The organism is Clostridium sp. LXY-7 (assembly GCF_056172015.1).
The window spans coordinates 252,095-277,946 of the sequence record NZ_JBLLJL010000005.1 but is presented as its reverse complement, the minus strand read 5'-3'; the positions used below and the strand labels follow the sequence as shown (position 1 = coordinate 277,946).

The 25,852-nt window shown below is 29.0% G+C and carries 26 protein-coding genes, 1 pseudogene and 1 riboswitch; of the genes and pseudogenes, 20 read left to right on the top strand and 7 right to left on the bottom strand.

Features of this window, described 5'->3' with window-relative positions; genetic code table 11:
• Window positions 1-43 precede the first annotated feature (43 nt).
• Together ACI48Q_RS17645 and ACI48Q_RS17640 are read left to right on the top strand one after the other, a co-directional pair.
• The gene (locus ACI48Q_RS17645) at window positions 44-175 is read left to right on the top strand and encodes a hypothetical protein (protein WP_474920431.1); all 132 of its coding nucleotides are present in this window, start codon (window positions 44-46) and stop codon (window positions 173-175) included.
• Window positions 145-528: pseudogene (locus ACI48Q_RS17640) on the top strand (SDR family oxidoreductase); the annotation flags it as partial. The gene ACI48Q_RS17645 and the pseudogene ACI48Q_RS17640, both read left to right, overlap by 31 nt.
• A 117-nt stretch (window positions 529-645) precedes the next feature.
• Here ACI48Q_RS17640 and ACI48Q_RS17635 read toward each other — a convergent pair.
• Window positions 646-1,869, bottom strand: a complete 1,224-nt coding sequence (locus ACI48Q_RS17635; protein WP_474920430.1) for a S8 family serine peptidase — start codon at window positions 1,867-1,869, stop codon at window positions 646-648.
• Window positions 1,870-2,376: 507 nt separating this feature from the next.
• Here ACI48Q_RS17635 and ACI48Q_RS17630 point away from each other — a divergent pair.
• The 5 genes from ACI48Q_RS17630 to ACI48Q_RS17610 all read left to right on the top strand — a co-directional run bounded on the left by ACI48Q_RS17630 (window position 2,377) and on the right by ACI48Q_RS17610 (window position 5,972).
• Complete coding sequence (locus ACI48Q_RS17630) at window positions 2,377-3,009, top strand: tRNA-uridine aminocarboxypropyltransferase (protein ID WP_474920429.1); 633 nt, start codon at window positions 2,377-2,379, stop codon at window positions 3,007-3,009.
• 177 nt (window positions 3,010-3,186) lie between these two features.
• Window positions 3,187-3,804: a lysostaphin resistance A-like protein gene (locus ACI48Q_RS17625; RefSeq protein ID WP_474920428.1), complete on the top strand. Its 618-nt coding sequence runs from the start codon at window positions 3,187-3,189 to the stop codon at window positions 3,802-3,804.
• A gap of 37 nt (window positions 3,805-3,841) precedes the next feature.
• Complete coding sequence (locus ACI48Q_RS17620; RefSeq protein ID WP_474920427.1) at window positions 3,842-4,117, top strand: hypothetical protein; 276 nt, start codon at window positions 3,842-3,844, stop codon at window positions 4,115-4,117.
• Between the two features lie 122 nt (window positions 4,118-4,239).
• Entirely contained in the window at window positions 4,240-4,746 is a 507-nt protein-coding gene (locus tag ACI48Q_RS17615; protein WP_474920426.1) for an NUDIX hydrolase, read from the top strand.
• 467 nt (window positions 4,747-5,213) lie between these two features.
• Entirely contained in the window at window positions 5,214-5,972 is a 759-nt protein-coding gene (locus ACI48Q_RS17610) for a phosphotransferase family protein (RefSeq protein ID WP_474920425.1), read from the top strand.
• Between the two features lie 81 nt (window positions 5,973-6,053).
• On the opposite strand, the gene ACI48Q_RS17605 is transcribed toward ACI48Q_RS17610, so the two are convergent.
• A complete protein-coding gene (locus tag ACI48Q_RS17605) occupies window positions 6,054-6,602 on the bottom strand; it encodes a folate family ECF transporter S component (protein WP_474920424.1) in 549 nt (182 codons plus the stop codon).
• A 58-nt stretch (window positions 6,603-6,660) separates the two neighbouring features.
• Window positions 6,661-6,757: riboswitch (THF riboswitch) on the bottom strand.
• A 364-nt stretch (window positions 6,758-7,121) separates the two neighbouring features.
• Here ACI48Q_RS17605 and ACI48Q_RS17600 point away from each other — a divergent pair.
• The 4 genes from ACI48Q_RS17600 (at window position 7,122) to ACI48Q_RS17585 (ending at window position 11,140) form a co-directional block, all read left to right on the top strand.
• Window positions 7,122-7,526, top strand: a complete 405-nt coding sequence (locus ACI48Q_RS17600; RefSeq protein ID WP_474920423.1) for a hypothetical protein — start codon at window positions 7,122-7,124, stop codon at window positions 7,524-7,526.
• Between the two features lie 14 nt (window positions 7,527-7,540).
• Window positions 7,541-7,828 (top strand): zinc-ribbon domain-containing protein, encoded by a 288-nt coding sequence (locus ACI48Q_RS17595; RefSeq protein ID WP_474920422.1) that lies wholly within the window; start codon window positions 7,541-7,543, stop codon window positions 7,826-7,828.
• Window positions 7,829-8,054: 226 nt separating this feature from the next.
• On the top strand, window positions 8,055-10,292 hold the full coding sequence (gene helD / locus ACI48Q_RS17590; protein ID WP_474920421.1) for an RNA polymerase recycling motor HelD: 2,238 nt from the start codon (window positions 8,055-8,057) through the stop codon (window positions 10,290-10,292).
• A 194-nt stretch (window positions 10,293-10,486) separates the two neighbouring features.
• Window positions 10,487-11,140: a hypothetical protein gene (locus tag ACI48Q_RS17585; RefSeq protein ID WP_474920420.1), complete on the top strand. Its 654-nt coding sequence runs from the start codon at window positions 10,487-10,489 to the stop codon at window positions 11,138-11,140.
• 214 nt (window positions 11,141-11,354) lie between these two features.
• Here the strand turns inward: ACI48Q_RS17585 and ACI48Q_RS17580 are convergent, their stop codons facing one another.
• Window positions 11,355-11,984, bottom strand: coding sequence for a glycosyltransferase (locus ACI48Q_RS17580; protein ID WP_474920419.1), 630 nt, complete (start codon window positions 11,982-11,984; stop codon window positions 11,355-11,357).
• A gap of 612 nt (window positions 11,985-12,596) precedes the next feature.
• Between ACI48Q_RS17580 and ACI48Q_RS17575 the strand changes: the two genes are divergently transcribed.
• The 3 genes from ACI48Q_RS17575 (at window position 12,597) to ACI48Q_RS17565 (ending at window position 14,125) form a co-directional block, all read left to right on the top strand.
• Window positions 12,597-13,220 carry a TetR/AcrR family transcriptional regulator gene (locus ACI48Q_RS17575; protein ID WP_474920418.1) on the top strand — a complete coding sequence of 208 codons (624 nt, stop codon included), beginning with the start codon at window positions 12,597-12,599 and terminating at the stop codon, window positions 13,218-13,220.
• Between the two features lie 65 nt (window positions 13,221-13,285).
• Window positions 13,286-13,600, top strand: a complete 315-nt coding sequence (locus ACI48Q_RS17570) for an FMN-binding protein (RefSeq protein ID WP_474920417.1) — start codon at window positions 13,286-13,288, stop codon at window positions 13,598-13,600.
• Window positions 13,601-13,615: 15 nt separating this feature from the next.
• Entirely contained in the window at window positions 13,616-14,125 is a 510-nt protein-coding gene (locus ACI48Q_RS17565; protein WP_474920416.1) for a flavodoxin domain-containing protein, read from the top strand.
• Window positions 14,126-14,305: 180 nt separating this feature from the next.
• On the opposite strand, the gene ACI48Q_RS17560 is transcribed toward ACI48Q_RS17565, so the two are convergent.
• The 3 genes from ACI48Q_RS17560 to ACI48Q_RS17550 all read right to left on the bottom strand — a co-directional run bounded on the left by ACI48Q_RS17560 (window position 14,306) and on the right by ACI48Q_RS17550 (window position 16,485).
• Complete coding sequence (locus ACI48Q_RS17560) at window positions 14,306-15,148, bottom strand: patatin-like phospholipase family protein (protein ID WP_474920415.1); 843 nt, start codon at window positions 15,146-15,148, stop codon at window positions 14,306-14,308.
• A gap of 162 nt (window positions 15,149-15,310) precedes the next feature.
• Window positions 15,311-16,243, bottom strand: a complete 933-nt coding sequence (locus ACI48Q_RS17555; RefSeq protein WP_474920414.1) for a CPBP family intramembrane glutamic endopeptidase — start codon at window positions 16,241-16,243, stop codon at window positions 15,311-15,313.
• Window positions 16,244-16,332: 89 nt separating this feature from the next.
• On the bottom strand, window positions 16,333-16,485 hold the full coding sequence (locus ACI48Q_RS17550; RefSeq protein WP_474920413.1) for a hypothetical protein: 153 nt from the start codon (window positions 16,483-16,485) through the stop codon (window positions 16,333-16,335).
• A gap of 559 nt (window positions 16,486-17,044) precedes the next feature.
• On the opposite strand from ACI48Q_RS17550, the gene galE reads away from it, so the two are divergent.
• The 3 genes from galE to ACI48Q_RS17535 all read left to right on the top strand — a co-directional run bounded on the left by galE (window position 17,045) and on the right by ACI48Q_RS17535 (window position 21,978).
• Entirely contained in the window at window positions 17,045-18,055 is a 1,011-nt protein-coding gene (gene galE / locus ACI48Q_RS17545) for a UDP-glucose 4-epimerase GalE (RefSeq protein WP_474920412.1), read from the top strand.
• A gap of 59 nt (window positions 18,056-18,114) precedes the next feature.
• Window positions 18,115-19,590 carry a methyl-accepting chemotaxis protein gene (locus tag ACI48Q_RS17540; protein WP_474920411.1) on the top strand — a complete coding sequence of 492 codons (1,476 nt, stop codon included), beginning with the start codon at window positions 18,115-18,117 and terminating at the stop codon, window positions 19,588-19,590.
• Between the two features lie 240 nt (window positions 19,591-19,830).
• Window positions 19,831-21,978: a M1 family metallopeptidase gene (locus ACI48Q_RS17535; protein WP_474920410.1), complete on the top strand. Its 2,148-nt coding sequence runs from the start codon at window positions 19,831-19,833 to the stop codon at window positions 21,976-21,978.
• 87 nt (window positions 21,979-22,065) lie between these two features.
• On the opposite strand, the gene ACI48Q_RS17530 is transcribed toward ACI48Q_RS17535, so the two are convergent.
• Complete coding sequence (locus ACI48Q_RS17530) at window positions 22,066-22,635, bottom strand: flavin reductase family protein (RefSeq protein ID WP_474920409.1); 570 nt, start codon at window positions 22,633-22,635, stop codon at window positions 22,066-22,068.
• Window positions 22,636-22,938: 303 nt separating this feature from the next.
• Between ACI48Q_RS17530 and ACI48Q_RS17525 the strand changes: the two genes are divergently transcribed.
• The 3 genes from ACI48Q_RS17525 (at window position 22,939) to ACI48Q_RS17515 (ending at window position 25,514) form a co-directional block, all read left to right on the top strand.
• Entirely contained in the window at window positions 22,939-24,123 is a 1,185-nt protein-coding gene (locus ACI48Q_RS17525; protein ID WP_474920408.1) for an AI-2E family transporter, read from the top strand.
• A gap of 168 nt (window positions 24,124-24,291) precedes the next feature.
• Window positions 24,292-25,026 carry a DUF975 family protein gene (locus tag ACI48Q_RS17520; protein WP_474920407.1) on the top strand — a complete coding sequence of 245 codons (735 nt, stop codon included), beginning with the start codon at window positions 24,292-24,294 and terminating at the stop codon, window positions 25,024-25,026.
• Between the two features lie 302 nt (window positions 25,027-25,328).
• Window positions 25,329-25,514 (top strand): hypothetical protein, encoded by a 186-nt coding sequence (locus ACI48Q_RS17515; protein WP_474920406.1) that lies wholly within the window; start codon window positions 25,329-25,331, stop codon window positions 25,512-25,514.
• Window positions 25,515-25,852: the final 338 nt, after the last annotated feature.

Here is a 25,852-nt window from a genome sequence, read left to right as displayed (position 1 = left end):
ATAAACATTTAAAACAAAGCCATTTATTTAATAGGTGAATAATATGAAAATTATAATAACAGGCTTAAAAGGACAAGTAGCCTCTCAGCTCATAGATATAATAAATAAGAGTAGATCAGAAATAGGAGAAATTCCTCAAGAAATTATAAAGGCAGAAATTTTGTATATACTATAATTAAGACTGCTAAAGAAAGAGGAAATCTAGTAGTTGTAAATGACCAAATAGTTAGTCCAACTAATGTTGAAGATTTAGTACATCATATTTTTAAATTAATTACTACAGAGGAATATGGAGTCTACCACTGTTCTGGTCATGGACAATGTTCATGGTATGATTTTGCATGTAAAATTATAGAATTAGCTAAGATACCATGTGAAGTAAAACCTTGTAGCACGGATGAATACCCAAGGAAAGCGAATAGGCCTAGCTATTCGTCCTTAGACAATATGATGTTAAGATGTACAATTGGCGATGAAATGAGAGATTGGGAAGACGCTTTAAAAACTTTTATAGAAAGTATCAAGTGATTCTTATCTTCAGTTGGAGTTTGCTTAAGATGAATATCAAACTCCAACTGAAGATTATTTATTATTATGGAATTCTTCAACATAAAGTCATAATCAACTTAATTTCGGATTATGCACTTATTTACGGATAGCTTCAATTAAATCAACGGGAGACAGAATTTTGCCAAGGTCATAGGTTTTATTATCTTTTCTTATAGTTATAGTTTCACCTGTTTCTAATGCTTTTTCCCAAAATATCTCTGGAGTTATTTCCGGATTTACTTGGCAACTTAAAGCGTACATACCAGCTATATAAGGTATACTCCAGCTCCATCCAGCACTTCTGTAAAATACATAATCTTCTGTACCATTAGGACTTGCCGTAGCTCTTGAATCCATTGGAACAAGTAACATTTCTTTTACATCTATACCAAGCTTTTTATATTTTTCAAGCATTGTATTATCGTAAAAATATTTATTCCACCAAATACCTGGTTCATAGGAATTAAAGTCATCTGGATTAGCCAATGGAGATCTTCCTAATCCATGAAAGAAAAATCCATTAGTTTCATATAAGGATGAGGATACTACAAAAACACCTTGCTTATTAGCTTCTTTAACGGCTTCATTCACCTCTTTAAATCCTTTTTGACTTTTATCCCAACCTACAGAAATAGATATAACTCTAATCTTTTTATTCTTTGGTAGAGATTTATTTATTTCTAAAATTCTATTAATACACTTTGCAATCCAAGTAAAGTCATAGTCAAAACCATCTGATGTCCCCGTGCCATGTTCTTCTGCAATGTAGTATAAATCTGCTTTAGGGGCAACTCCAACATTTTTCCCTACAGCAATAGAGGCTACGGCTGGACCATGCATCTGTGCGGCTGGATTATTTTTTATATTTACTTCTTCATACATTTTAAGATTATCCACATATTCTTTATGATCTACTAATAATGCTTGATCAATAATAGCAATTCCTATATTTTTACCATTAATCCCTTTTTCATGAAGTTGATTAATTTGTAATCCAGGATTTTTACCTATTTCCATAATCTCATTAGGATTAAAATCCTCTGGCATTTTTTCAGGCCACGTTGTTTTTGAATCAAAATCTGAAAATAATAAATCTGGTGTTCTTCCACTTAAATCTAAAGTTGAAAGGTTGTATCCTCTTAAATCTATTTGCCAGTAGCTATCTGCATTTGGATCGTAACTAGGGAGTCTTACTAAAGCATTTCTACCCAAATCAGCTGCTTGAGGATGTCTTGAAATTTCCAATTTTATTTCTTTAGAACTACAGGATGTCATAAGCAACATAGAACTTAAAATAATAATGGCTATTGATTTTTTCAATGTTATTCCTCCTATCACAAGATGAAGATTACATAAATAATAACTCTTAAGTATTATTTTGTCAATGAATCGCAAATAAGGGCTTTATAATACATAATAAAATATAAGGCTTTGTTTTAATATAGTGCTGATAATGAACTATATATTATTACTTGCAAACCGTTTCGAAAGCTTGATTTACTAGGGCTCTATTCAAGTAAAAAGCTAAAATACAACAACTCGATTCTCTCGAACAAGTTGTATTTCTTAACGCTTTTCACTTTCATATAGCCTAAGTAAATCTAATCTTCCTGCAAATGGTTTGCTTCGCAATAATATGTAGTTCTAAAATCAATATTCGTTTAAAACAAAGCCGAATATAAAAGCAGTTATAAGATATAATTAGGATGAAGAAGAAATAGAAAGAGAATTTGAAAAAAGTCATGCTTTCAAACTAATTAGTTTTGAGATAAAGTATAATTCATAAATAGAGTAATAAAACTATACAAAAGAACTTTAGGAGGAAATATGAATTCAAATTATAAGGTAAAACAAATAACAAGGTTATATGATAGTTGCAATCAATGTGGGCTACCTATTATAAATTGTATTTGTTCTAAAGCATCTAAAATCAAAACTGAGGCAGTAATCTGGATTCTATCTACGGAAAAGGAATTTTACAGACCTTCTAATACTGCAAGATTATTAAAATTAGCCAATCCAGACTCAACAGAGATCTTCCTATGGAAAAGAGAAAAAGTTAACGAAAAGCTAAAAGAATATCTAAACAGTGCTGAGTATGAAGCCTATTTACTATTTCCTGTAGAAGATAAAGAAAATATGATAACGGATGTTGTTCATCACAATACAGAAAAAACTAAGGCTTTTATTATAATAGATGGTACATGGAAGGAAGCAAGAAAGATATTTAGGAAAAGTAGTTATTTAAGGTCATTACCTATGATTTCTTTAGAACCAAATTTTAAGTCACAATATGATTTGAGAAGAGGTGCTGAAGAAGGCAATTTATGCACTATAGAAGCAGCTATAGAAATATTAAGGTTAAAGGGAGAAGTTGAAAACTCACAAGCATTGAAGGAGTTTTATAATTTATTTTTAAAAAGTTATAAAGCAGGATTAAGTGGACATAGATTAAAATGATAGATATGGGGTCATGAATGAATTCTAGTATTCTTTATAGAGATGTTATAGTTGAAGTTAATGTTATATTATTATATTGGATCCATAAAATGTATTGTATAATTGATATATGAGAATACAGCCTTGTGTATGGATAACTTATAGTAAGAATTATACTTTTAATAAGGAGGATTAGTTATGTTAGATGCATTAATGTCTACATTATTACAATGTACTATTTTTGTTGGACTACCGTGGATTTGTTATTTAATTTTCAATAAAAAAAGAGAAGGCTTTTCTACATGGATAGGCTTGTATGCACCAAAGAATAAGAATTGGATAAAAGGAGCAATAATAATTTTTATTATTGCAATTGTAATCATGGTAGGACCAATTATTATATATGAAAAATTGGGATATATTACAAAGGACATGCTCTATTCAAAGGAATTAAGTGGACAAGGAATAAGTTTTAATATGATTATTATAATACTAATGAAAGCAATCTTTCAGACCGCTTTTGCAGAAGAGGTATTGTTTAGAGGCTTCATAGGAAAACGCATTGCTAAGAGGTTTGGGTACCTATTTGGAAATTTAGCTCAAGGTGTACTATTTGGAATTCCTCATGGAATCTTTTTTATATTGGTATATGATAATTATATTGTTGGAATGACTTTTATTATTACCGCAACAATTGTTGGATGTCTACAATTTTATTTGAATGAAAAAATGTCCAATGGAAGCATTGTACCAAGTTTAGTAATCCATATGACTATGAATATAATCTCATTTTCCTCAAAGGTGTTGGGAGTCTAGTATATGGCCATCAAGCTAAATAGAGGAGGGTATATTATTGGATATTATAATTTTTTTAATAGTTATATCCATTTTTTTTCTTATAAAAGAAGAATATAAAACTGAAGATGAGGAATATTTGACTATTAAACTTTTGGGATATTATTTTTTAGGAGCTTTTGGAGTTAATCATAAAATTGTACCTATACCTATAGGTTTTATAGTTTACCTTTTATTAAAACCTAAAAGAAACATTAAAGTTAAAAGAATTATGGCTGTTTTTGGTTTAATAATATATATGTTAATATATTTATGGAATATATTAAGTATATGATAAAAGTTTTATCAAGAGAATTAATTTCAAAATAAATTATAGTGTATTTAGCTATACAGTAGAATTCTATAAATTACGTTAAGAAAAGGAAAGATTATTTATCTTTGGTGGGGGGATTCAATATGGAATTATGGGACATATATAATGATGAAGGCTGTAAAACAGGTGCGGTTATGGAGCGTGGTGGTATAATTCAAGAGGAAAATTATCATTTAGCTGCCGAAGTATGGATAATAAATAGAAACTCACAGATTTTAATTCAAAAAAGATCAGAAAATAGAAAGATATTGCCAGGAATATGGGGAATGACTACTGGTTGCATGGTGGCAGGAGAAGATAGTTTGAATGGATGTATCCGTGAAGCGAAAGAAGAAATAGGTATAGTACTTTTAAAGAATAATATGAAACTGATAAGGAGAATATTTCGAAAGGATACTATTTGGGATGTATATGCTATTAAGCAAGATTATGATCTATCAAAGGCTGTTTTACAAAAAGAAGAAGTAAGTGATATAAAATGGATAACCATTGGGGAGATGAAAGATATGTTATCCAGTGGTGAACTTTTTAAGTATCCTGAAATATATGAGATTTTATCAGCTATTGAAAACTTAGTGTTATTTACATAATAGTTAGTTCATTCCTCAATTTAATCGTTTTAAAGAATAGACAACCTGACCCTATATAAAGTAAAAAGGCAACTCATATTATAGAGCTACCTCTTTACAAAGAACATAAAATATAATAGTGTAAATTTGATATTTAAATAATAACATATAATTATGTGCAAGTGTATAAAAATGCACTGAAAGTGCAGTGGATATAAGAGTATGAGGTATATTCAATTTAGAATATACCTTATATTTATTTTTATATAATTATAGTAATAAATAATGGGTTCAGCTACTATAATAGAAAAGACTTGAATTATTCATATGATAGAAATTATTAAAGTCATAATAACAGTGACTTTAATTTTTTTCTACAATTATATATAATATTTTACAAAAACTATATATAATAAAGTAGAGTAATATTTGAAAAATAAAAATTTACTGCATTAGATTTGATATTACAATGAAGGAGGTGTAAAACTATGAACTTAGAGGATTTAACAAACTTAATTGGCAGTGGAGCGCGGGCTGATGTTTATTGTGTAGGTGACAAGGCTGTAAAATTATTTAAAGAGCAATGTACTAAAGAAGATGCTTTTTGTGAAGCGTCTCTTCATTCCATGGCAGAGAGTGCTAAATTGCCAGTACCTAAAATCTATGAAGTTATTCAGATTGAGAACAGGATGGCAATTGTTATGGATATGATAGATGGTGTGACCTTTAAAAATATAATATTTGAGGATTTAGATAACTTAAAGATTTATTTAGACACTTTAATTGACCTCCAAATTCAAACTCATGATATAAAGGTAATTGGGTTTCCAAGTATGAAGGAAAAGTTCATACATACAATAAGTAATTCAGAGTTCCTACATAATAGACAGAAATATAGGCTACTACTATTATTAGATAGTATGGAAATAGGAAATAGCTTGTGTCATGGAGACTTTCATTTTATGAATCTTATAAAATCTGAGAAAGATGTGAAAATTATTGACTGGATGGATGCCAAATCAGGCAGTCCAGAAGCTGATATATGCAGAAGTTATATGATTTATGCACTCTATTCTAAAGAGTTTGCTGATATATATTTAGCTACCTACTGTAAAAAAATAAGTAAACCACAAAGTGATATCCTTAGATGGTTACCAATCGTTGCAGCTGTTAGGTTATCAGAAAACAATGAAGGTGAAAGAGAGGGACTACTTCACTGGGTGGATATGGAGAATTATAAAAGTTAATTAATAGTAAAAAATATAAAAAAGAGTGGAAATCCACTCTTTAATTTTTGTAAGATGCTGTTTGGAAACATACTTACTATATTAATAACTATGTTTAGGCAATTTAACTTTACTCACAACCTTAGCTAAAGAATATAGCATTGCTGTTTCAATGGGGAGCATAACTATGTTTTTTACAATACGTACAGAAAATAGGGCAATAAATCCCTTTCCATACATCATAGAAAGCCACAGCGGTGTAAAGAATAAATGTACAATCACAGTAATGCAAAGATTTGCAATAAAAACTCGTGATAATGTTACAGGCTTTTTATAAAGAAACAAACCAAATAGGAAACCAGTTAAAAATGCATTAAATGTAAACCCAGGGAAAAATGCTCCTGTTGGGCGCATAATGTACTTAAGAATGTCTCCTAAGGCACCTGCAATACCACCTACTACTGGACCATATAGAAATCCTGTCAAAGCAAGTGGTAGGAAAGAAAAACTTATCTGTAGAAAATCACTTACTACAACGGTAAAAAAGTGAAGAACTACATTAAGGGATGTAAGCATAGCACTAACTGTTAAAGCAGAAGTACTTTTTAGCTCATTAGCTGATGTTTTAATTGTTTTTAAAAACTTAGTCATTAAGTTTACCTCCTTAAAAGCGATTATAGCTACATAGAGAGGTAAACCTCTGATATGTAGCAGCGGGATGCGAATTCTGTACCGCAAGACATCTTTTCGTCCGTCTGACAACTCCCCGTTCAAACAGCACTTAACGCACAGAATTCTACTCTGCCTTACTGCTTTATTTTAACAAATATAAATTTTTTAATCAATCAATTATGAATGTATTTTTATTATATTTATATAGTTATGGGTAACGAATTACATAGTATATAGATTGTAATAATGAAACTACATAATGCAAATAGGCTTTTCTTTTATGAGCTATTTAAATTGAACTTCATATTATTTTATATTTAAGCCTATTTGTATAATGTAGAAACTTAATTACAACTTATATATAATCTTAAATTACCGAAGATATAATGGAATACTTTTTAATAATATTTAAATATAGTAAATATAGTGTATAGGATTGTTCAATACGTTGTAATATAATATTATAATAAAGAGTATTATGATATAAGGAGCTTACATATGGAAAATAGTATAGCAAATGATGGCATATATTTTAAGGATATTGAGAAATATAAAATTGATATTGATCAGGTTATTATAAATATAATTTCTAAGGGACATAGATTGGTATTTGCAAATGTAGTTAAATATACAGATATAAATGAGTTTGTAATTCGGAAATATCCAGAACTTAGACTTTATATATTAAATAGAATTTCATATTACAAAGAAATACAAGTTATTAACGAAAAGATAGATAGGGCAGTAAAAAGTCTAATAGGGAGAAATAAAAATATTACAGTTATAGCTTTAATGAATAAATGTAAATTTAGTTCAGAGTCAATTTATGAAAATCCATACTTAAAAGAAAAAATTAGAGCTGTTGTGGTTGAAAATAGCCATAGATTTATAAAGAAAAAATAATAGGGGGAGTAATAATGTTTTTTATTGGTGGCATAAGTGATAAGAAAAGTCAGCTTAGAGTTTTTAATAATGTTATATGTAGCTGTGGTAGTTTCACATCAGCAGAGCTAGTAATATATTATAGTTATTTTCACCTGTTCTTTTTACCAATAGCAAAATGGAATAAAAGATACTATGTTATAAGTAGATGTTGTGGTCCATTTGAGTGTTCAAGCGAATATGCAAAGGAGATAATAAACGGAGGAGTTCTAGATTTTACACGACTAAGAAAATGTGAACCTAAGATTTATTACGATTTATAGGAATTTTAGGCATATGAAATAAAATAGAATGAAAATTAGTTAAAAAGAAGGTTGGGAGTGTTTTCTCCTAGCCTTCTTTTTAACTAAATAATATCTACCTTATACTTAAATTATACCATATTGTCTCTATTAAATATAGACTTATAATTTATGATATTTAATATATAATTATAAGTCTATATTATAAAAAATTCAGATACATTAGTAGAGATAAGGGAGGAATTTAATGAGTATTAATGAGAAGGAAGTAAAATTTGAAGGAGAAAGACTTGAACTGGTACGTAGAGAGATAAAGAGTCAACTAAATGAAAAGCAAAATTCAAAGCAACAATTTGTAAAAAATAGCATAGAGGAACAAAAGAATCTGTGGGAAGATGTAGGTGTTATTTCACCTTCTGGAGGAATGAATGATATTGTTACCTTTATGAGCTATATTGATGAATTGAAAAGAGTTAAAAGAGTGCATGAATTATCTAGAACTCAAGTTGAAAGACTTGAAAAGATGATGGGTACACCATATTTCGGAAGAGTTGATTTTATTGAGCAGGGTGAAGAGGAAGAAGAGAAAATCTATATAGGTATGGGTGGACTAATAAATGAAACTAATGATCTATTAATATATGATTGGAGAGCACCCATATCGAGCATGTATTATGACTATGAGCTAGGGAAAGTTCAGTACACATGTCCTCAGGGTGTAGTTGAAGGTGAGTTGACTTTAAAAAGGCAGTACAAAATTGTAGATGGGAAAGTCCAGTACATGTTTGATTCAAATTTAAAAATCGATGATGATATACTACAAGAAATTTTAAGTAATAGTGCAGATAATAAAATGAAAACTATAGTTACGACTATACAGAAGGAACAAAATAAAGCTATAAGAGATGAAGAAAATAAAGTACTAGTAGTTCAGGGTCCAGCAGGTAGTGGAAAGACCTCTATTGCACTTCATAGAATTGCTTACTTATTATATAAGCATAGAAATAAAATTACTTCAAATAATATTTTAATTTTTTCTCCTAATGAAATCTTCAATGATTATATATCAGAAGTGCTTCCAGACTTGGGGGAAGATAATATATATCAGACTACTTATACAGGCTATATGCATAAGGCTCTTAATTTATCTTTGACTAAGGAAGATACCAGTACCATGATGGAATATATTTTAAATTGTAAAAGAAACAAAGAGTTTGAAACAAGAATAGAGGGTATAAAATTTAAAGGCTCCATGGATTTTATTAACATATTGAGAAATTATGCACAGTTATTGGAGAAAAAAGAACCAAATTTTATAGATATTGTGTATGAAAATAAGGTTATTGTGGATACAGCTGAACTTAAACAACTTTTTTATCATGATTATAAACTATTTCCACTTAAAAAAAGACTAAGTAAAATAAGAGAGAGAATCTTATTTTTACTAAAACCCATAGAAAAAGAGCGCATTAAAAAGCTTACTGAGGAGCTATATGATACTGGTGAATATATGGATTTGGCAGAGGTAAAGGAAAAAAGTACTGCTACTGTAAGAGAAGAAAATAGATCATTAAAACAATCCATTTTTAATATGACAGAATTTAACCTTTTGGATATATATAAGGATTTATTTATGGATATTGAACGTATGAAGCTTTTAAATAATGGTAGAGAGCTACCAAAAAGCATCTTGGATATAAAAAAGAATACCTTAAAATCTTTAAATAATGGGATGTTAAAATATGAAGATCAACCACCAATATTATATTTAAAAATACTCCTTGGTGATATTCAAGATACCTCAACTATTAAATATATTGTCATTGATGAGGCTCAAGATTACACACCATTACAATATGATATATTAAAACAACTATTTCCAAAGGCCAACATTACAATCTTAGGTGATCTAAGTCAAGCTATTAATTTCTATATGAATGTAGGAAGGTATGAAAATATAGCAAAAATATTTAGTGAGAATAATACTAATATTATTAATTTAACCAAAAGCTATAGGTCTACTGCAGAGATAACCTCCTTTTGCAGAAATATATTAGAGGGAGAGGTAAAGGGGGAATGGGTTCAAAGAAGTGGAGAAAAGCCTAAGATTATAAAGGTAAAAAAAAGTGAATTGCATCATAGAATATTAGAAGATGTAGAAAGTCTAAAATCTCAAGGATATAAATCAATAGGTGTAATTGGGCGTAATAATAATCAGTGCTTTGAAGTATATAGGTATTTAAAAGATAGAACAGAAGTTAAACTAATAAACAAAGATGATGATGAATATTCAAAAGGCGTGGTAATAATCCCTTCCTATTTATCTAAAGGGCTTGAATTTGATGGAGTTATTGTTGTAGATGCAGGGGGAGAAAACTATGTGAATAGGGATGAGCAAAATTTACTATATACTGTATGTACCAGGGCACTTCATCAGCTTCATGTCTACTATATAGAAGAAAACTCTATAATAGATATTTTATAAAGTAAAACTACTAAATACTAAATAACATTATATTATCATGGAAGATTATACTATTATTAAAAATATTAAATTATATTGAACAATTTAAAAATATCATGTATATTTTAAAATGCATGATATTTTTTTAGTTAAATAACAAAGAAATAATAGAATGAGAGAAATAATTTAGTTAAGACAAAATAGGGGGATGGTCAATGAACATTAATAATTTGGAGAGAAGAGTTAATCAGAATATTCCATGGTATTTATCTTGGGGATTTATTATATTTATGTTTATAATATTTTTTCCAATAGCAATATATTTAACTATAAAAAGAATTAACATAAATAATCCAGAAAAGAAGGCAGGAGTAGCTCTAAAGGTTACTGGATGGGTATTTATAGGACTAGGTGTGTTTTATATTATAGGAGCTTTAGAAAATCCTGCACATACTTTAGGTAATATCCTATCTGGATTAATATTGCTTGTAGGTTGTGGAAGTGTAATGATAATGTTAAGTAATAAGAGTAAGAAGAATGCTGAGAAATATAAAAAATACACATATCTTGTCATATATCAAAAGATTACATCAATTGATAATATAGCTTCAAATATACCTACAACCTATGAAATAGCTAAAAGAGACCTTCAAAGTATGATAGATAAAGGATATTTTGAAGATGCATATATTAATGAAGGTACAAGAGAAATAATGCTACTTAGTGTCCACTTAGACAATGCTGAAATGAATAACGGAACAAAGGAATATATAGTTGCAAATTGTAGTAGTTGTGGTGCAAATAATAAGGTTATAAAAGGTTCAGTAGGAGAGTGTGAATTTTGTGGCTCACCTATAGATGGAAATTAAAATTATAAAAATATAAATAAATTTTTAAAATAAGAATTAGTAGTATTTATATCGCTAGATGAATTACTACCATGGCGTAGGAGAAGACTAAGAAATAACTATTGAGAATAATAAAATATTAAAAAAGCTGAAATAGAGATATTAATAATTCTCTATTTCAGCTTTTTGTTTTAATACTATATTAGATATGTTCAAAATTCCTAAAATAAAATTATTACCTGAATTTTCTAGGGAATTGTTTGATTATACCATTGGAAATGGTATCAGCAAGTATAGTCAAATGATTTATACCTTTGTCAAAGGCAGCTATATTGCCTTTCCAATTGCTGTTAAGTCTAGTGGTAACCTCTTCAGTAAGTATTTGTAAATGTTTATGAAGCATAGCTTTTAACTCTTCATTTGACCAATTCGGATTTGCATTACTTAAAAATTTAGCAATTTGATCCGCATTTTCATACCATAATTTATTAAATTTATCGAAATCAGCACTATTTCCAGTTTTAGCAGCATCAACTACTTGACCAGCTAGAGAAATATGCTCTCTTAAGAGTTTAGCAAGGGTATTTCCAGCTTCCTCACCATAATAAGGTTTGATTGAAGCTCCAATATCATCTTGATTTCTTAAAAGTCTCTCTAAAACGTCATTCTTGTCAGGAAGGTTAGATATATCGCTTATTATGAAATTTCTAGTCCATATTGCATGGTCACTCCAAAGTTTTCTTTCAGCCATTCTCAAATCTTCTGCTGCTTTACTGTAAGTATCTCTAGCATTAACTTGAGATGGAGTTATTAACAGTGTAAAAAATAGTAAAAATACTAATAATATTGAAAAAAGTTTTTTCATTTTCATCTGCTCCTTTTCTATTTAAGACTGTAACTTTAGTCTATGTAAAAATAAAAAATATATTTATGTATTTAGGTTTAAAGTAAAATATATAGGTTGTAATAAAGTTTCTGCATTATAAATTAATTGATATGAGCTTCATATTATCCCTGACCCTCTATGTAAGTTCAACTAGAGATTCATTTGCTTCGCATGAATCTAAGTTTACATTTATCAACCGTTTCGAAATCTTGATTTACTAAAGCTCTATTCAATAAAAAATCTAAAATACAACAACTTACTACGTTCGGACAGGTTGTATTTCTTAACGATTTTTTCTTTCATAGAGATTAAGTAAATCTAAGCTTACTGCAAATGGTATTCGCAGTAATAATATGAAGCTCAATTTTAACAATTTATTAAACATACTTATAATATGAATTAAACTTTATTAAAACATACATATATTAGAATATATGCTAATTTTATAATTTGAACACTGTTTAATTTACTGTTGAAATTTACTTTTGTAAAGAGTAAAATAAAATTAAACAGTGTTCAAATTATGGATAAAATTAAACAAGAGTAACATAAAGTAAAAGATAAATAGCTATGAGATGAAGAGGTGAAGGTATGAGTAGAAAAAGACAAATGGAGAAGCAAGAGGAAACAAGGAGAATTATTTTAAATGCAGCAAAAATCATAATTGATAAACATGGATTAGAGGGATTATCTATTAGAAAGATAACTAATGAAATAGATTATTCACCAGCCATTGTTTATCACTATTTCAAGGATAAGGATGAGATAGTTGCAACCTTAGTGGAGGAGGGATATGGGCGGATAATAGATACTATATCTAAGGTGAAAATAGAAGGTTCCAATCCTTTAGAACAGATTAAAATCACATTTATTAAATATATAAACGCATCTTTAGAGAGCCCTAATGAATATAAAGCTTTTATGCTTAGTGAAAATGAAACTATATTAAATAAAACTAGTATTCTTAGGAAGGGAATAAGCAAAGAGAGTCCAACCATAGGAGCATTAGCCAGAAATATTGAAAGAGGAATAGAGGATGGATTGATAAGACCTTGTGATGCAGAACTTACAGCTCAAATTATATGGACGTCTACCTTTGGGTTACTTATGAAGCTAATACTAGAAAAGAATATAGAAAAAGAACAAAAGGATAGATTGATAGAAGAGCATTTTAAATTAATATTTAATGGAATAGTAATTGAGAAAGGAAAATAATTATGAAAAGGGGATTTAAAATTTTAGGGGTTATATTATGCATTTTTTTAGTTCTGGGAGTTTTTATGTTTATAAAAATAAAGAATGCTCCAATACCGGAAATTAATATTAAGGATGTTAATATTAAAGATATAAATGATGGCATGTACACAGGAGAATATAAAGTAAATCCTGTTAAGGCTAAAGTAGAGGTAGAAATAGAGGGTGGAATAATTAAAAGCATAGCTATTAAAGAACATATGAATGGCTTAGGAAAAAAAGGAGAAAAAGTTGTAGATAGTATTGTTAAGAGTCAAAGTCTACAGGTGGATGCCATAAGCGGAGCAACCTTAAGCAGTAATGTGATTAGGAAAGCAGTAGAAGAAGCTTTAACTAAATAATGGGGGTATATAGAGATGAAAATAGCAATTATTTATGGAACAAAGCATGGTACTAGCAAGAAATGTGCGGAAATACTAAGTGAAAAAATAGGATTAACCGTTGATTTATTTGATGCTGGTACAACTAAAGAAATCGACTTCGGAGACTATGAGACCATTATAATAGGTGGCTCTATCCATATAGGACAAATGAATAAAGGTGTTAGAGAATTTTGTGCAAAGAACATGAATAGCCTAATAAATAAAAGGCTTGGTCTTTTTATCTGTGGTATGACACCAGATGATAAAATCGACGAAGTGTTAAATAGTGCATTTCCAAAAGAGCTTTTAGATAGTGCAGTGGCTAAGGAATGGTTTGGAGGGGAGTTCAAGTTTAAAGAAATGAATTTTTTTGAGAGGTTTATAATAAAAAAGGTAAGTAAATCTCAGACTGGAGAAAATATAGATACAGCTCAGGATGTAAGTGATATAAAAGAAGATAATATAGGAAAATTAGTGAAAAAAGTTATGGAGATATATCACTAACAAAGCCTATGGGAAAAATCAAGAATGAAATAAATGGAACTCTTTTATAAACTGTAAAGTAAATCTATTTTAAAAGGTATTAGCAAAGTTTTTTATTACTGTATAAAGCCTCTGTAGATAAGCTCTAAGGCTTAGATACAGAGGTTTGGATGGTCATAAAGGTCAAAGAAATAGTATTTACTACTCTAGTATTTTTTTTATTTCTTCTAGCTTTTCAATGGCCGAATTGTAACCGTGAAAGTAGCTCTTTCTTAATTTTTCAATATCTTTTTCAAAACTATCTATGGATTCCTCTGCAGCGGGACGTATGATTAGGGCTTTTCCTTCATGTTCTAGTTTTTCACAGTATCGAACCCTTTCGTTATAGAGAGTATGTCTAGTAAGAAGTGGCTCTTTTAATTTAGGATATTTCTTGCAGAGTAGTTTTGAAGCCATTAAGTTATTTTTACTAAACTCTTTTACATATCCTTTAGGTCGAGTAAGTATTATTAGATGTTTTTCATTACCATCCTCTATGGACTTCATTATTGGTATTGGATCACAAATTCCGCCATCATAATAATAATTATCTTTGATTTTTATAGGTGGAAAGAATAATGGTATAGCACAAGTTGCTCTAAGCATAGTACATTTAGTATCTAATTCTCTTCCATCTAAATATTCAGTCTTGCCTGTAGAGGCATTAGTTACACCAACTAAAGTTTTTCCTTCATACCTTAGAAAGGTTTCCATATCAAAAGGACTTAACTTATTAGGTATCTCATCAAAAACAAAATCCAGACCAAATAAACTTTTACATTTAAAAAAATTCCTAAAACCCAAATATCGTTTATCATTTCTATATAGTTCTAGAACATCTAAGTTTCTTCTTTTTTGTTTAGATATATAGGAAACTCCGTTAGTAATTCCAGCGGAAACACCAATACAATAAGGAAACATAATATCATTATCTAAAAGAGCATCCATTACACCAGCACTGAATATGGGTCTAAAGGTGCCCCCCTCTAGTATTAAACTTCTCATAGACCCTCCTCCTATTAAAATAAAATTCATTATAGAAATTATATACTTTACTAAAACATATTACAACTTTAAGGTTTAAAATACTATGCAGCTATTTAGTTAGTATTTTAAACCTTAAAGTTAGTAATTATTTAATTATAAAGTTGTATATCTATATATAAATTAATAGTTATTCTGAGATGAAGTACGTTTCTTTTGAAGAATCAATATAAGGATTATCCCTACAATTAATACTAGGGTAACGGCTAATCCACCTTCAGGACCAAAGGCTCCACCATTTATAATATTATTACTACTATAGGAGCTCTCCATCAATATGTTTCCTATGGTACCTGTTCCACTTACAGAAAATCCAAAGAGATTTCCTTGAGCGAAATTCCAAGAAGAGTGGAGTGCACATATACCCCAAAGGCTTTTACTATATAGGGCATAAAAAGCTGCAAAGAGGCCAAATAGAGTTAAATTTATTAAAGGCATTGTTCCAATTCCAGAATTCCCTAGATGTAATGCAGAAAAATATATGGAGGATATAAAAATGCCCACAGGAACATTAATGAGTTTACCAAACACAGGAAGGGTATATCCTCTCATCATAACTTCTTCAGTGGCGCCTTGTATCATCCACGTAAATATAACCAAAATAAAGGATGGTATCATTGAGGCAGTTAACCCAACAAATTTAAGTTCTCCATTACCCGTAACATAAATAATAGTAGCAGATAGAGCTATCATTAAAATCCCAATAATAAAGCCAACTACATATTCGGAAAACGCTTTTTTATTGAAATTAAAACCCATAGTGGATATAGGTCTCCGTTCTATGAATTTAACTATGATAAAGTAAAAAATCATAGATCCAAAGAATGAAATTAGCATGATAAGAGGACTATTGATAAATTCAGAACTATTGAGATTAATATTAAATCCTGCTAGTTCCATTAAAGGTGCAATAAACATTATAGGCATTAATAGGATACTAGAAAAAAATGAGCTTAATATAGGATATATGAGTGCAAGAAAAAGCATTAAATACTTATTAAACTTCCTTTGAACTCCGGATACTAATCCAGTGTCTTTTCTAAATAATTCATACATGGATATCCCCCCATTTCAATTATTACGGATGGATATTTATCCATCCATAATAACTGTAAAATATATCCATAAAAAAATCAACCCAGTGTTTATATTTTTTCTTTTCTTTTAGGGTAATAAATTTTAAAAGCATCATCATAATTTTCAGGTTCCTCAAAGTATTGAACCTCACTAACATGGGTATCACACTCATCCTGTATTATTTCTTGAGTTATAATCTTATTTTCATTTTGTTTATTCAAATTTATTCACCTTCTTTTCTATGATAAGTTTATTTTCTCTCAAATAGAGATTTATATTCATCCTAGCCTTGAGTAATAAGAGTTTATCGTCTATGAATTTCTCTAGAATTTTTCTTATAATCCTATCTTTATCATGAAACCCTAGAAAGGATCTACTTAGTATTTCACACTATAAGGAACCTATAGAACTTATTACCATACTCTCCGGATTCACGTAGAAAACTCTGTTGTTATCATACTTTAACTGGGTATAGGTCCCTAGAAAGTTCATGGCAAAGAGCATGGAAGGCTTATTATAAATTTAATGACAAAGGTATTTTTAGATAAAGATATAATATATGTTTAGTAAGGATGTCTCATTAAGATTAAATTTGTAAATACTTGTAAATATTATAAAAATTATGGTATAATTAGAAAAACAAAAAGATTCTGCTAGTACAGTTTTAAAAGAGGACAAGTACTACTGGTTAAGTATAATTAACAAATGAAATTACGAAGAGTATTTTAACATGGAAACCTAACAAGATTATAGTAACACTAAGAAAGGCAGGTACATACAATGAAGGTTCTAATTACAGGTGGAGCAGGTTATATAGGAAGTACAATTTGCTCTGCATTAAAGGATAATGGGCATAAGCCTATAATTTTGGATTCACTTATTAATGGAAAAAGAGAGTTTACAAAAGATTATATATTCTATGAAGGAGATATTGCAGATAGAGCCTTATTAGAGAAGATATTTACGGAACATCCTGATATAATATGCACAATACACTGTGCAGCATTGATTGTAGTTCCAGAATCGGTAGAAAATCCATATGGTTATTACACAGAAAATGTAGCTAAATCCTTAGAGTTATTTCATAATTTAAATAGCCTAGGGCATAATGATATTATTTTCAGTTCTTCTGGATCAATATATGATGATGTAGATAATTTTATGGTAACAGAAGAATCACCACTTAATCCAAGGAGTCCATATGCTCGTACGAAGTTTATGATGGAAATGATTCTTAAAGATTTTTGTGCATCTTATGGTATGAGAGGGGTTGCACTTAGATATTTTAATCCAATTGGTGCAGACCCTAAAATGCGATCTGGTCCTTATGATAAGTTTCCTACCCATGTTGTTGCAAAGCTTATTGAGGCAGCATTTGGAGATTCAGGTATATTTAAAATAACAGGAGTTCATTGGGATACAAGAGATGGTTCAAGTATTAAAGATTACCTTCATGTATGGGACTTAGCAATGGCTCATGTTAAAGCTGTAGAAAAATTTGATAGAATTTTCAGCAATGAAGAGGATGTGGATTCAAATTATGTAGTAATTAACCTTGGTAGTGGCAATGGTGTAACTGTTAAAGAATTGGTTACAGCTTTTGAGAAGGTATTTAAAGTAGAGCTCAATAAGGCTGAAACTGAGCCAAGACTAGGCGACGTAGCTGGAGCTTATGCAAATGCTAATAAAGCGCTAAAGCTCTTAGATTGGAAAACTGAGCTATCTGTTGAAAATGGCATGTCTGATGCATTAAAATGGGGACAAGTTAGAGAGTCAATTTTAGGTTATTAAAGACTTTATTTTATAGAAGGTACAATATTTCGTATATAAACAACATAAGGAGGACAGTTATGGAAAAGGATATGAATTTTAAGAAAAGCTCCAATCAGATATATATTATATGTTCTGCTATTATATGTATTGTGTATTCCTTAGGAGCCTTTTTTATGGTTAGAAGGGGTACAATAATTAAAGAAGCAGGAATATCAATAATAGCTATATTGCTATTAAGTGGAATAATAGGAGTTGTTTGCTATGTGAAAAATAATGAAAGTATGATCTTAAGACATATAATAGCTACACCTTGTGCAGTAGCGTATACTATTGTTGTGTTTAGTACAAGTATTTTAATAGCACCTATGATAATAGTTCCAATGATAGTTATTGCAGCTTTTTACTTAGAAAATAAGTTTTTAGTTATACCAGTTACGGGAACCATAACTATAAATATTGTATGGATATATATAAAAATAACCAGTGGTGGGGATGTACATATTATTTTAATACAAGAGATTATTCTAATAATTCTTTTGATAAGTATATTCTTTCTAACAAATTTTTTAAACAAAGTAAGAAATGCAACAGAAGAGTCAAGAATTAAAGTCGTAGAGAATTACAATAAACAAAGTATACTTTTAGAGGAAATTAATAATGCCGTTGAATTGTTAAATAGAAATACAGAGGGATTAAATAATAATATAAGTACTATTGAGAATTCTTCTAAAACTATATATACAGCCGTTGAAGAGATAACAGCTGGGTGTACTAATACAGCTGGAAATATAGAAAATCAAACTTCGTACTCTAATGAGATACAGATTAAACTTAATAATACTGTACAGATTTCAAAAGATATGAAGGCTTCGGCAGATGATAGTGAAAAGATATTTAAAAGTAGTTTAGAAGTTGTAAAGGAGCTATCTGAACAATCTCAATTAGTAAGTAATAAGAATAAAGAAGTCCATAGAATATCAGAAAATTTAAAGAAGAAAACTGAAAATGTACAAGAGGTAGTATCTATAATATCAAGTATAGCGGAACAGACTAATTTATTAGCACTAAATGCTGCTATAGAATCTGCTAGAGCTGGTGAAGCAGGAAAAGGATTTGCAGTTGTTGCAGATGAGGTTAGAAAGTTAGCTGAAAAAAGTAAAGAATCTACAAAAGAAATAACAGAAATGATATTAGAATTTAAAGAAGAGGCTGAAAAGATAGTTTCGTCTATAATGGAAGTGTCAAAGATTAATAGCGAAGAGAACCAACTGGTGTGTAATACAGAAGATCAACTTAATAGTATTTATAATAAGATAATTGAACTAAGAAATAAAGTTGAGGTAGTAGATGAAAGTATAAATTATATTAAGGAGTCAAATTCAAATATAAATGAATCAATAGTGAATTTAGCAGCAATATCAGAAGAAACAGTTGCCAATTCAGAGGAAGCCTTTAGTGTTATAGAAGAATATTTAAATGAAGCGAAATTTGCTAAGACTTCAATTGAATCCTTAGTAATATTAGCTTCAAAGATGAAGAAATTGGTGGAATAATAGAGATTATGATTTGTTACGAATGAAAATTTAAAAAATAAGATTAATTTTATATATTAATTAACAATTCACTTCTGTTTGTTATGACAGGAGTGTTTTTTTATTGTTGTTAAATATAAGTACTATTTGCATTTATTACACTAATCTTAGCATATATGGAATAAAATATAAAATATATAAAAAATATGATATAATAACCATGATAAGTTAAATAATAACAATGAATGGAGAGGATTATAATTGTTGACAAGAAAATCTTACAAACAAATTTTAAGTAGTATTCTTATATTGTTAATGCTACTATCTTTTAATTCACCATTAGTGCTTGCAGATGTGCCGTCGCAGCCCCAAGTTAATGAATCAAGAACATCTGTAGTTACTGCTAAAGATAATTTAACTCAATATGATATTAATGTTAAATTTGATGAACCAAATAAAACTTTTACTTCTACTGAAACAGTTAAATTTACTAATACTTATGGAAAAAATCTTAATTCCTTAGTATTTCATTTATATGCTGATTCCTATGGCAGTATAGAGACAATGCCTACTATAGGTATGCAAAAGGAAAAACTTGAAAAAGAAGAGATTGGAGATATAAATATAACTAAGGTTACTATTGGAAAGAGTGAAGTAAAATTTACTCAAGATAAGCAAATCTTAAAGATTACTCCTACAGCTGATATAAAATCAAATGAAACCATAGATATTAAAATAGAGTTTACACTTAAATTGCCTATGAGCCAAAATAGATTAGGGTATTACAATAAGGTTTACTCTGCTACAAATTGGTATCCTATAATATCAATCTATGATACTAAAACTAATACTTGGGATGAGAATCCTTTCCATCCTGTTGGGGAATCCAATTATAGCGATATAGCAAATTATAATGTTTCTATAAACGTTCCAGATAATATGGAGTTAGCTTCTACAGGTACGACTAAGTCAAGTAAAAAAGAAAATAATGGCACTAAAACTTATGAGATTACAGCAGAGAAGGTTAGAGACTTTGCATTTATTATGAGTCCTAATTTTAAGGTTATAACAAAAAAAGCTGATGATATAACAGTAAATAGCTTCTATCTTTATGATGGAAACGAAGAGACTACACAAAGAGCTGAGGAGCTACTAGATTTAACTATAGATGCAATAAAGTTTTTCGGGAAAAATTTTGGTAAATATCCATATAAAGAGTTTGATACTGTTGAAACCCATGTGCAAGGTTTTGCTATGGAGTATCCTCAATTAATCCAAATGGGAAAATATCATCCTAGATATAATGATGAAATTACTTTCGTAGAAGAATCAATTGTTCATGAAATAGCACATCAATGGTGGTATGTAACAGTAGGAAATAATGAATTCGAAAATGCTTTCTTAGATGAATCTCTAACTGCTTTTTCAACTGCATATTACTTTGAAAAAACTCAAGGTAAATATTCATCTGCTGGAGTAGCAATTAGTTTAAGAAGCGGAATGGATTATTTTAGAGGTGGTTCAACTCCCATAAACGCATCTGTTGCTGAAATGAATCCTAATGAATGGGGCATAATAGTTTATAAAATGGGTGCATTAGTATTTGAAAACCTTAGACAAAAGGTAGGGGAAGAAAAGTTTTTAGAGATAATAAAAACTTATTATGCCGAAAACTCATTAAAAAATGCTAATTTAGATTCATTATTAAGTGTAATTGAAAGAATTGGTGGAAAAGCAGCAAAAGAACAAGTATTATCAAATATTAATTCTAAAGATTTTTATCCTGAAAATCTTAAGTTAAATGAAACTGAACTAGCTGAACTTAAAGAAATAAATAGAGAGAAGGGTAAAGCTAGGAGAGAAGAAAATAAACAATGGCTTGAGCAATTTAAACAAGAAGGTAAAAGTAATTTTGCATCCTTCTTTGTACAAGCTTTAGATAATTATGATGTATATTTAGTGAAACCTTCAAAGGCTAATATGTCTAAAGAAGGAAAACAAATAGCAGATAGAACAGCAGATGTTATAAAAATGATACTAGAGAATAGTTTTGGAGTCAGTGTTACGATTAAAGAAGATAAGGATATGACGGAAAATGAGCTTAGAGAAAAAAGCTTAATATTTATTGGAAATAATAATGAAAATACAGCACTTAAATCGGTTGTAGACAAGCTTCCTATTGATCTTTCAAAGGAGGAAATTAAATTTAGTGATGTTACTATAAAAAATAAAAATATCACAGGTATGTTAATTGCTAACACTTCTAAAAATAAGAATAACAATGTACTTATTCTTTTAGGGTTAGATAAAGATGAGAACTTCAATATGTTAAATGGTTCCGATTTCTATGATAAGCAATTTAGTTTTAATTTTAATGACAAGACATTAAAGGGGAATTACGATAAATAAAATTTAAAAGCAAAAATATGCACTCTCTACAAATATTATGATGAGTGCATATTTTTCATTGAACAATATGGATGATATTATGGTTAATTAAAGAAAGGATTTTGCATTATGAGCACGGATTTTCTCTGTGTATCTGTATACACGGAAAGCATCATCGCCTACATAAAGTACAGGGTCAAGGGAAGGGTAATCTAAATAACCATTTTCATTTAAAAGTTCTGTTGCAACACATCTTCCTTTAATTTTAGCTAAGATATTAGTTATTCCATAGTATTGTTCATTTTCTATTACATCAGTTAAAGTGCATTCAATTGAAATACCGCACTCTTTTATCATAGGGGCATTAACAATATCAGACTTAACTGGAGTTAGATTAGTAAATTCGAATTTTTTACAGGTGTGACCAGAAGAAAAACCGCAGAAATCTATTTCTTTCATAAGAGTTCTATCAGGTATATTCATAACAAAATCTTTTACTTTCTTAATTTGATTTATTGCATAGCCCTTGCTACCAAAGCCTAAGGAAACCATGTCCATTAAGGTATAGGATGATGAAAGGGTAGTTACATTTGGAACTCCATTTTCATCATAAAAGCTTACAAAAAAAATTGGGAATCCGTAGTATAATTTTTTATAGCTTACTCTTTGTTTTTCCATTATAAATCCTCCTAAAAATAAAATGCTTTTGAGTCCTAAAATAATTATAGGAAATATAAATCCTCAATATTATTTATATTTAAGCATCTCTATATATTAAATTATAGTTCCATAAATTTTATTATCTGTGACTTATATCACGGTAAAAATTTTAATTAGTCAAATCTAATTTCATTTAAATCTAAGAATTATTTATTTTAAAAGGAAGTTCAAATTAAAGGATTTATACTATTTATGTGTTAAATAGAGTTTTTGGAAGGAGTATATGATAATATAATAAAGTAAAGGGTTAGGAGGATGAGAATGAAATTAAATTTGGATTTAACTTCAAAGAAAAAAACACTATCTAATGTTATAGTAGTGGCTGCAGGGATTATAATATTTTTTATTATACAAAATATAAAATCAATATTTAATGGTGTTGGAGTAGTTATAAATTTAATAATGCCATTTATATATGGATTTGCTATAGCGTATATATTATCAATTCCTATGGAACTTATAGAAAACAAATTACTGAAAGTTATGGATAAGAAGAATAAACCTAAGCTAAAGAGATTTATAGCAATTACTATAACCTATACTTTAGCTATAATTGTAATTGGGGTTATATTTTCAATATTAATTCCAGAATTAGTACGTAGTATATCCACCCTTATTGAAAATGTACCAAGCTATATTAAATCATTAGAAAAATACGCTAATGAGCTTGTCGTAGCATTAAATTTAGAGGAAAGTATAGTTAGTGGAATACAAGATTATTTTAATGACATCATGAATTATATAGTTAATTTTGCAGGAACAGCAGTAGTAAATGTTTTTGTATTTTCTGCAAGTATGACATCTTATATATTGAATATATTTATAGGGATAATCATTTCTATATATTTATTGGCAAGTAAAGAGATGTTCTTTGCTCAAGTAAAGAAGGTTCTCTTTGCTATTTTACCTGAAGGACCAGTAAATTATATGATAGAGCTTACCAAATCAAGTAATAAAACTTTCATGGGATTTATTAGTGGTAAGTTACTAGATTCATTTATAATAGCAATTATTTGTTTTGTGGGTATGAATATATTTAAAATGCCATATACGCTTTTAGTGAGCTTTATCATAGGCATAACCAATATAGTACCAGTATTTGGGCCTTTTATAGGGGCTATACCTAGTGTACTAATAATTCTAATAGTAAGTCCAATAAAGGCATTATGGTTTATATTATTTATATTTATTTTGCAGCAATTTGATGGGAATATTCTTGGCCCTAAAATTCTTGGAAATTCTACTGGATTATCTGCATTTTGGGTAATGTTTGCAATACTTATAGGAAACGGACTTTTTGGATTTGTAGGAATGATATTAGGGGTACCAACCTTTGCAGTTATATATTCTATAATCAGAGGAATTATAGAGTATAGATTAGAGAAAAAAGGATTACCAATTTCAACAAAAGAATATGCAGCGCCTGATAAACCTATAAGATTCTAGACTTAAGCTATGTTTCAATATGAAATTCATTAACCGCACTATATCAATAAACAAACAAGAGATAATGTAACACTGCAAGGATCAAGTGTATATGATATTGAGAATGGAAATGTACTAAACACATAATCACTTTAAAAAAGCTTTAAAATTTAAAGGGAGGAAATATTTATGTGGACAAGAGAACAGTTAAAGACAAGAGCTAAGGCAGTGCTAAGAAACTGCTATTGGAGTGCTTTTTTAATAAGCTTGGTTATTATGTTTGTTGGTGGAGAGAGTGGGAGAGGAAGTAGTGGAGGTAATTCTAACCTAATTAGATATAGAGTCTCTAATGATTATTTTAATTACTTTGACTATGCATTTTTCTTTAGTATTATTATAACTGTTGTACTAATTATAATATTAATTAGGTTATTTCTAGGATACATCTTAGAAGTTGGGGGTAGAAAATATTTTATACGTGCAGCAGAGAATGATGTAGATATGAACTACCTTGGATTTGGATTTAAAAAAGGGAGATATATTAATATAATTAAAGCTATGCTTTATAGAAGTGTATTAACATTTTTATGGACATTATTATTAATTATACCTGGAATTATAAAAGGTTATGCTTATAGAATGGTACCGTATATATTAGCTGATAATCCTGAGATAGGGTATAATAGAGCTGTAGAACTAAGCAATAACATGACTATGGGACATAAATTTGATATCTTTGTATTAGATTTATCCTTTATCGGATGGTATCTATTAGGAATGCTTGCACTATTTATAGGTACATGGTTTGTTATGCCTTACGAAAATGCAACAAATGTAGAACTATATTTAGTATTAAGAGCTGATGCTTTAACACAAGGACTTTGTAGCTATGAAGAGTTAAAACTTAATCCAGAGATAATATAATAAGAATTATGGATAATGCGCTCATATCGAATATGATGGAGCGCTATATTTTTAGCTTTTTACTTGAATAGAGCCTTAGTAAATCAAGCTTTCGAAACGGTTTAAGTGCAAACTTAGATTCCTGTATAGCAAAGGAATCTCTAGTTGCCTGTACCCGGATGGGTGAACTTATGCAAAGCTGTGAGTAATAATATATAGTTCATTATCAACACTATATTTAAAACAAATCCAAAAATAAAAATAAATAATAAATAAAGTTTAGTAGATAATCACATACTAGTTATAATTGGAGGTGATTATCTATGGAAATGAGTACTCGTGATAAAGTTGTGTCTAAATTATTAGCTGCTCAGGAAAATACTCGTGATTTTCAAAGATATGCTGATCAAATAGATAATAAAAAAGTATCTGAAGCTTTCTATGAATTTGCAGAAGAATGTGCATTACAAGCAAGCGAATTGCAAAAATTACTTGAAGAACTTGAATAACATCCAAAAACCTATTTTATAGGTAACAAAACTGTTGATATACAAGGTATGTCAACAGTTTTTGTTGTATAATAAAAATTAATAAATTATCAAATGAAGATTAAAAATGGTGGACAAAACTTAGTACAATAAGTTAAAGGATTTATTATATTTATAACATATATTTACAAAAGATTATATTGAAGTTATAATAATATTATATTGAAACACAAGGAGGAGTAAGTTATGACACCAGCTAATTGCTAATATTAATTTTAAGATTAATAGAATTTATAAAAGAGAGTTTGTTTTTTAAGCCTTAAATAGGTTTATTTATTGTACTCTTTTATAGAGTTAGC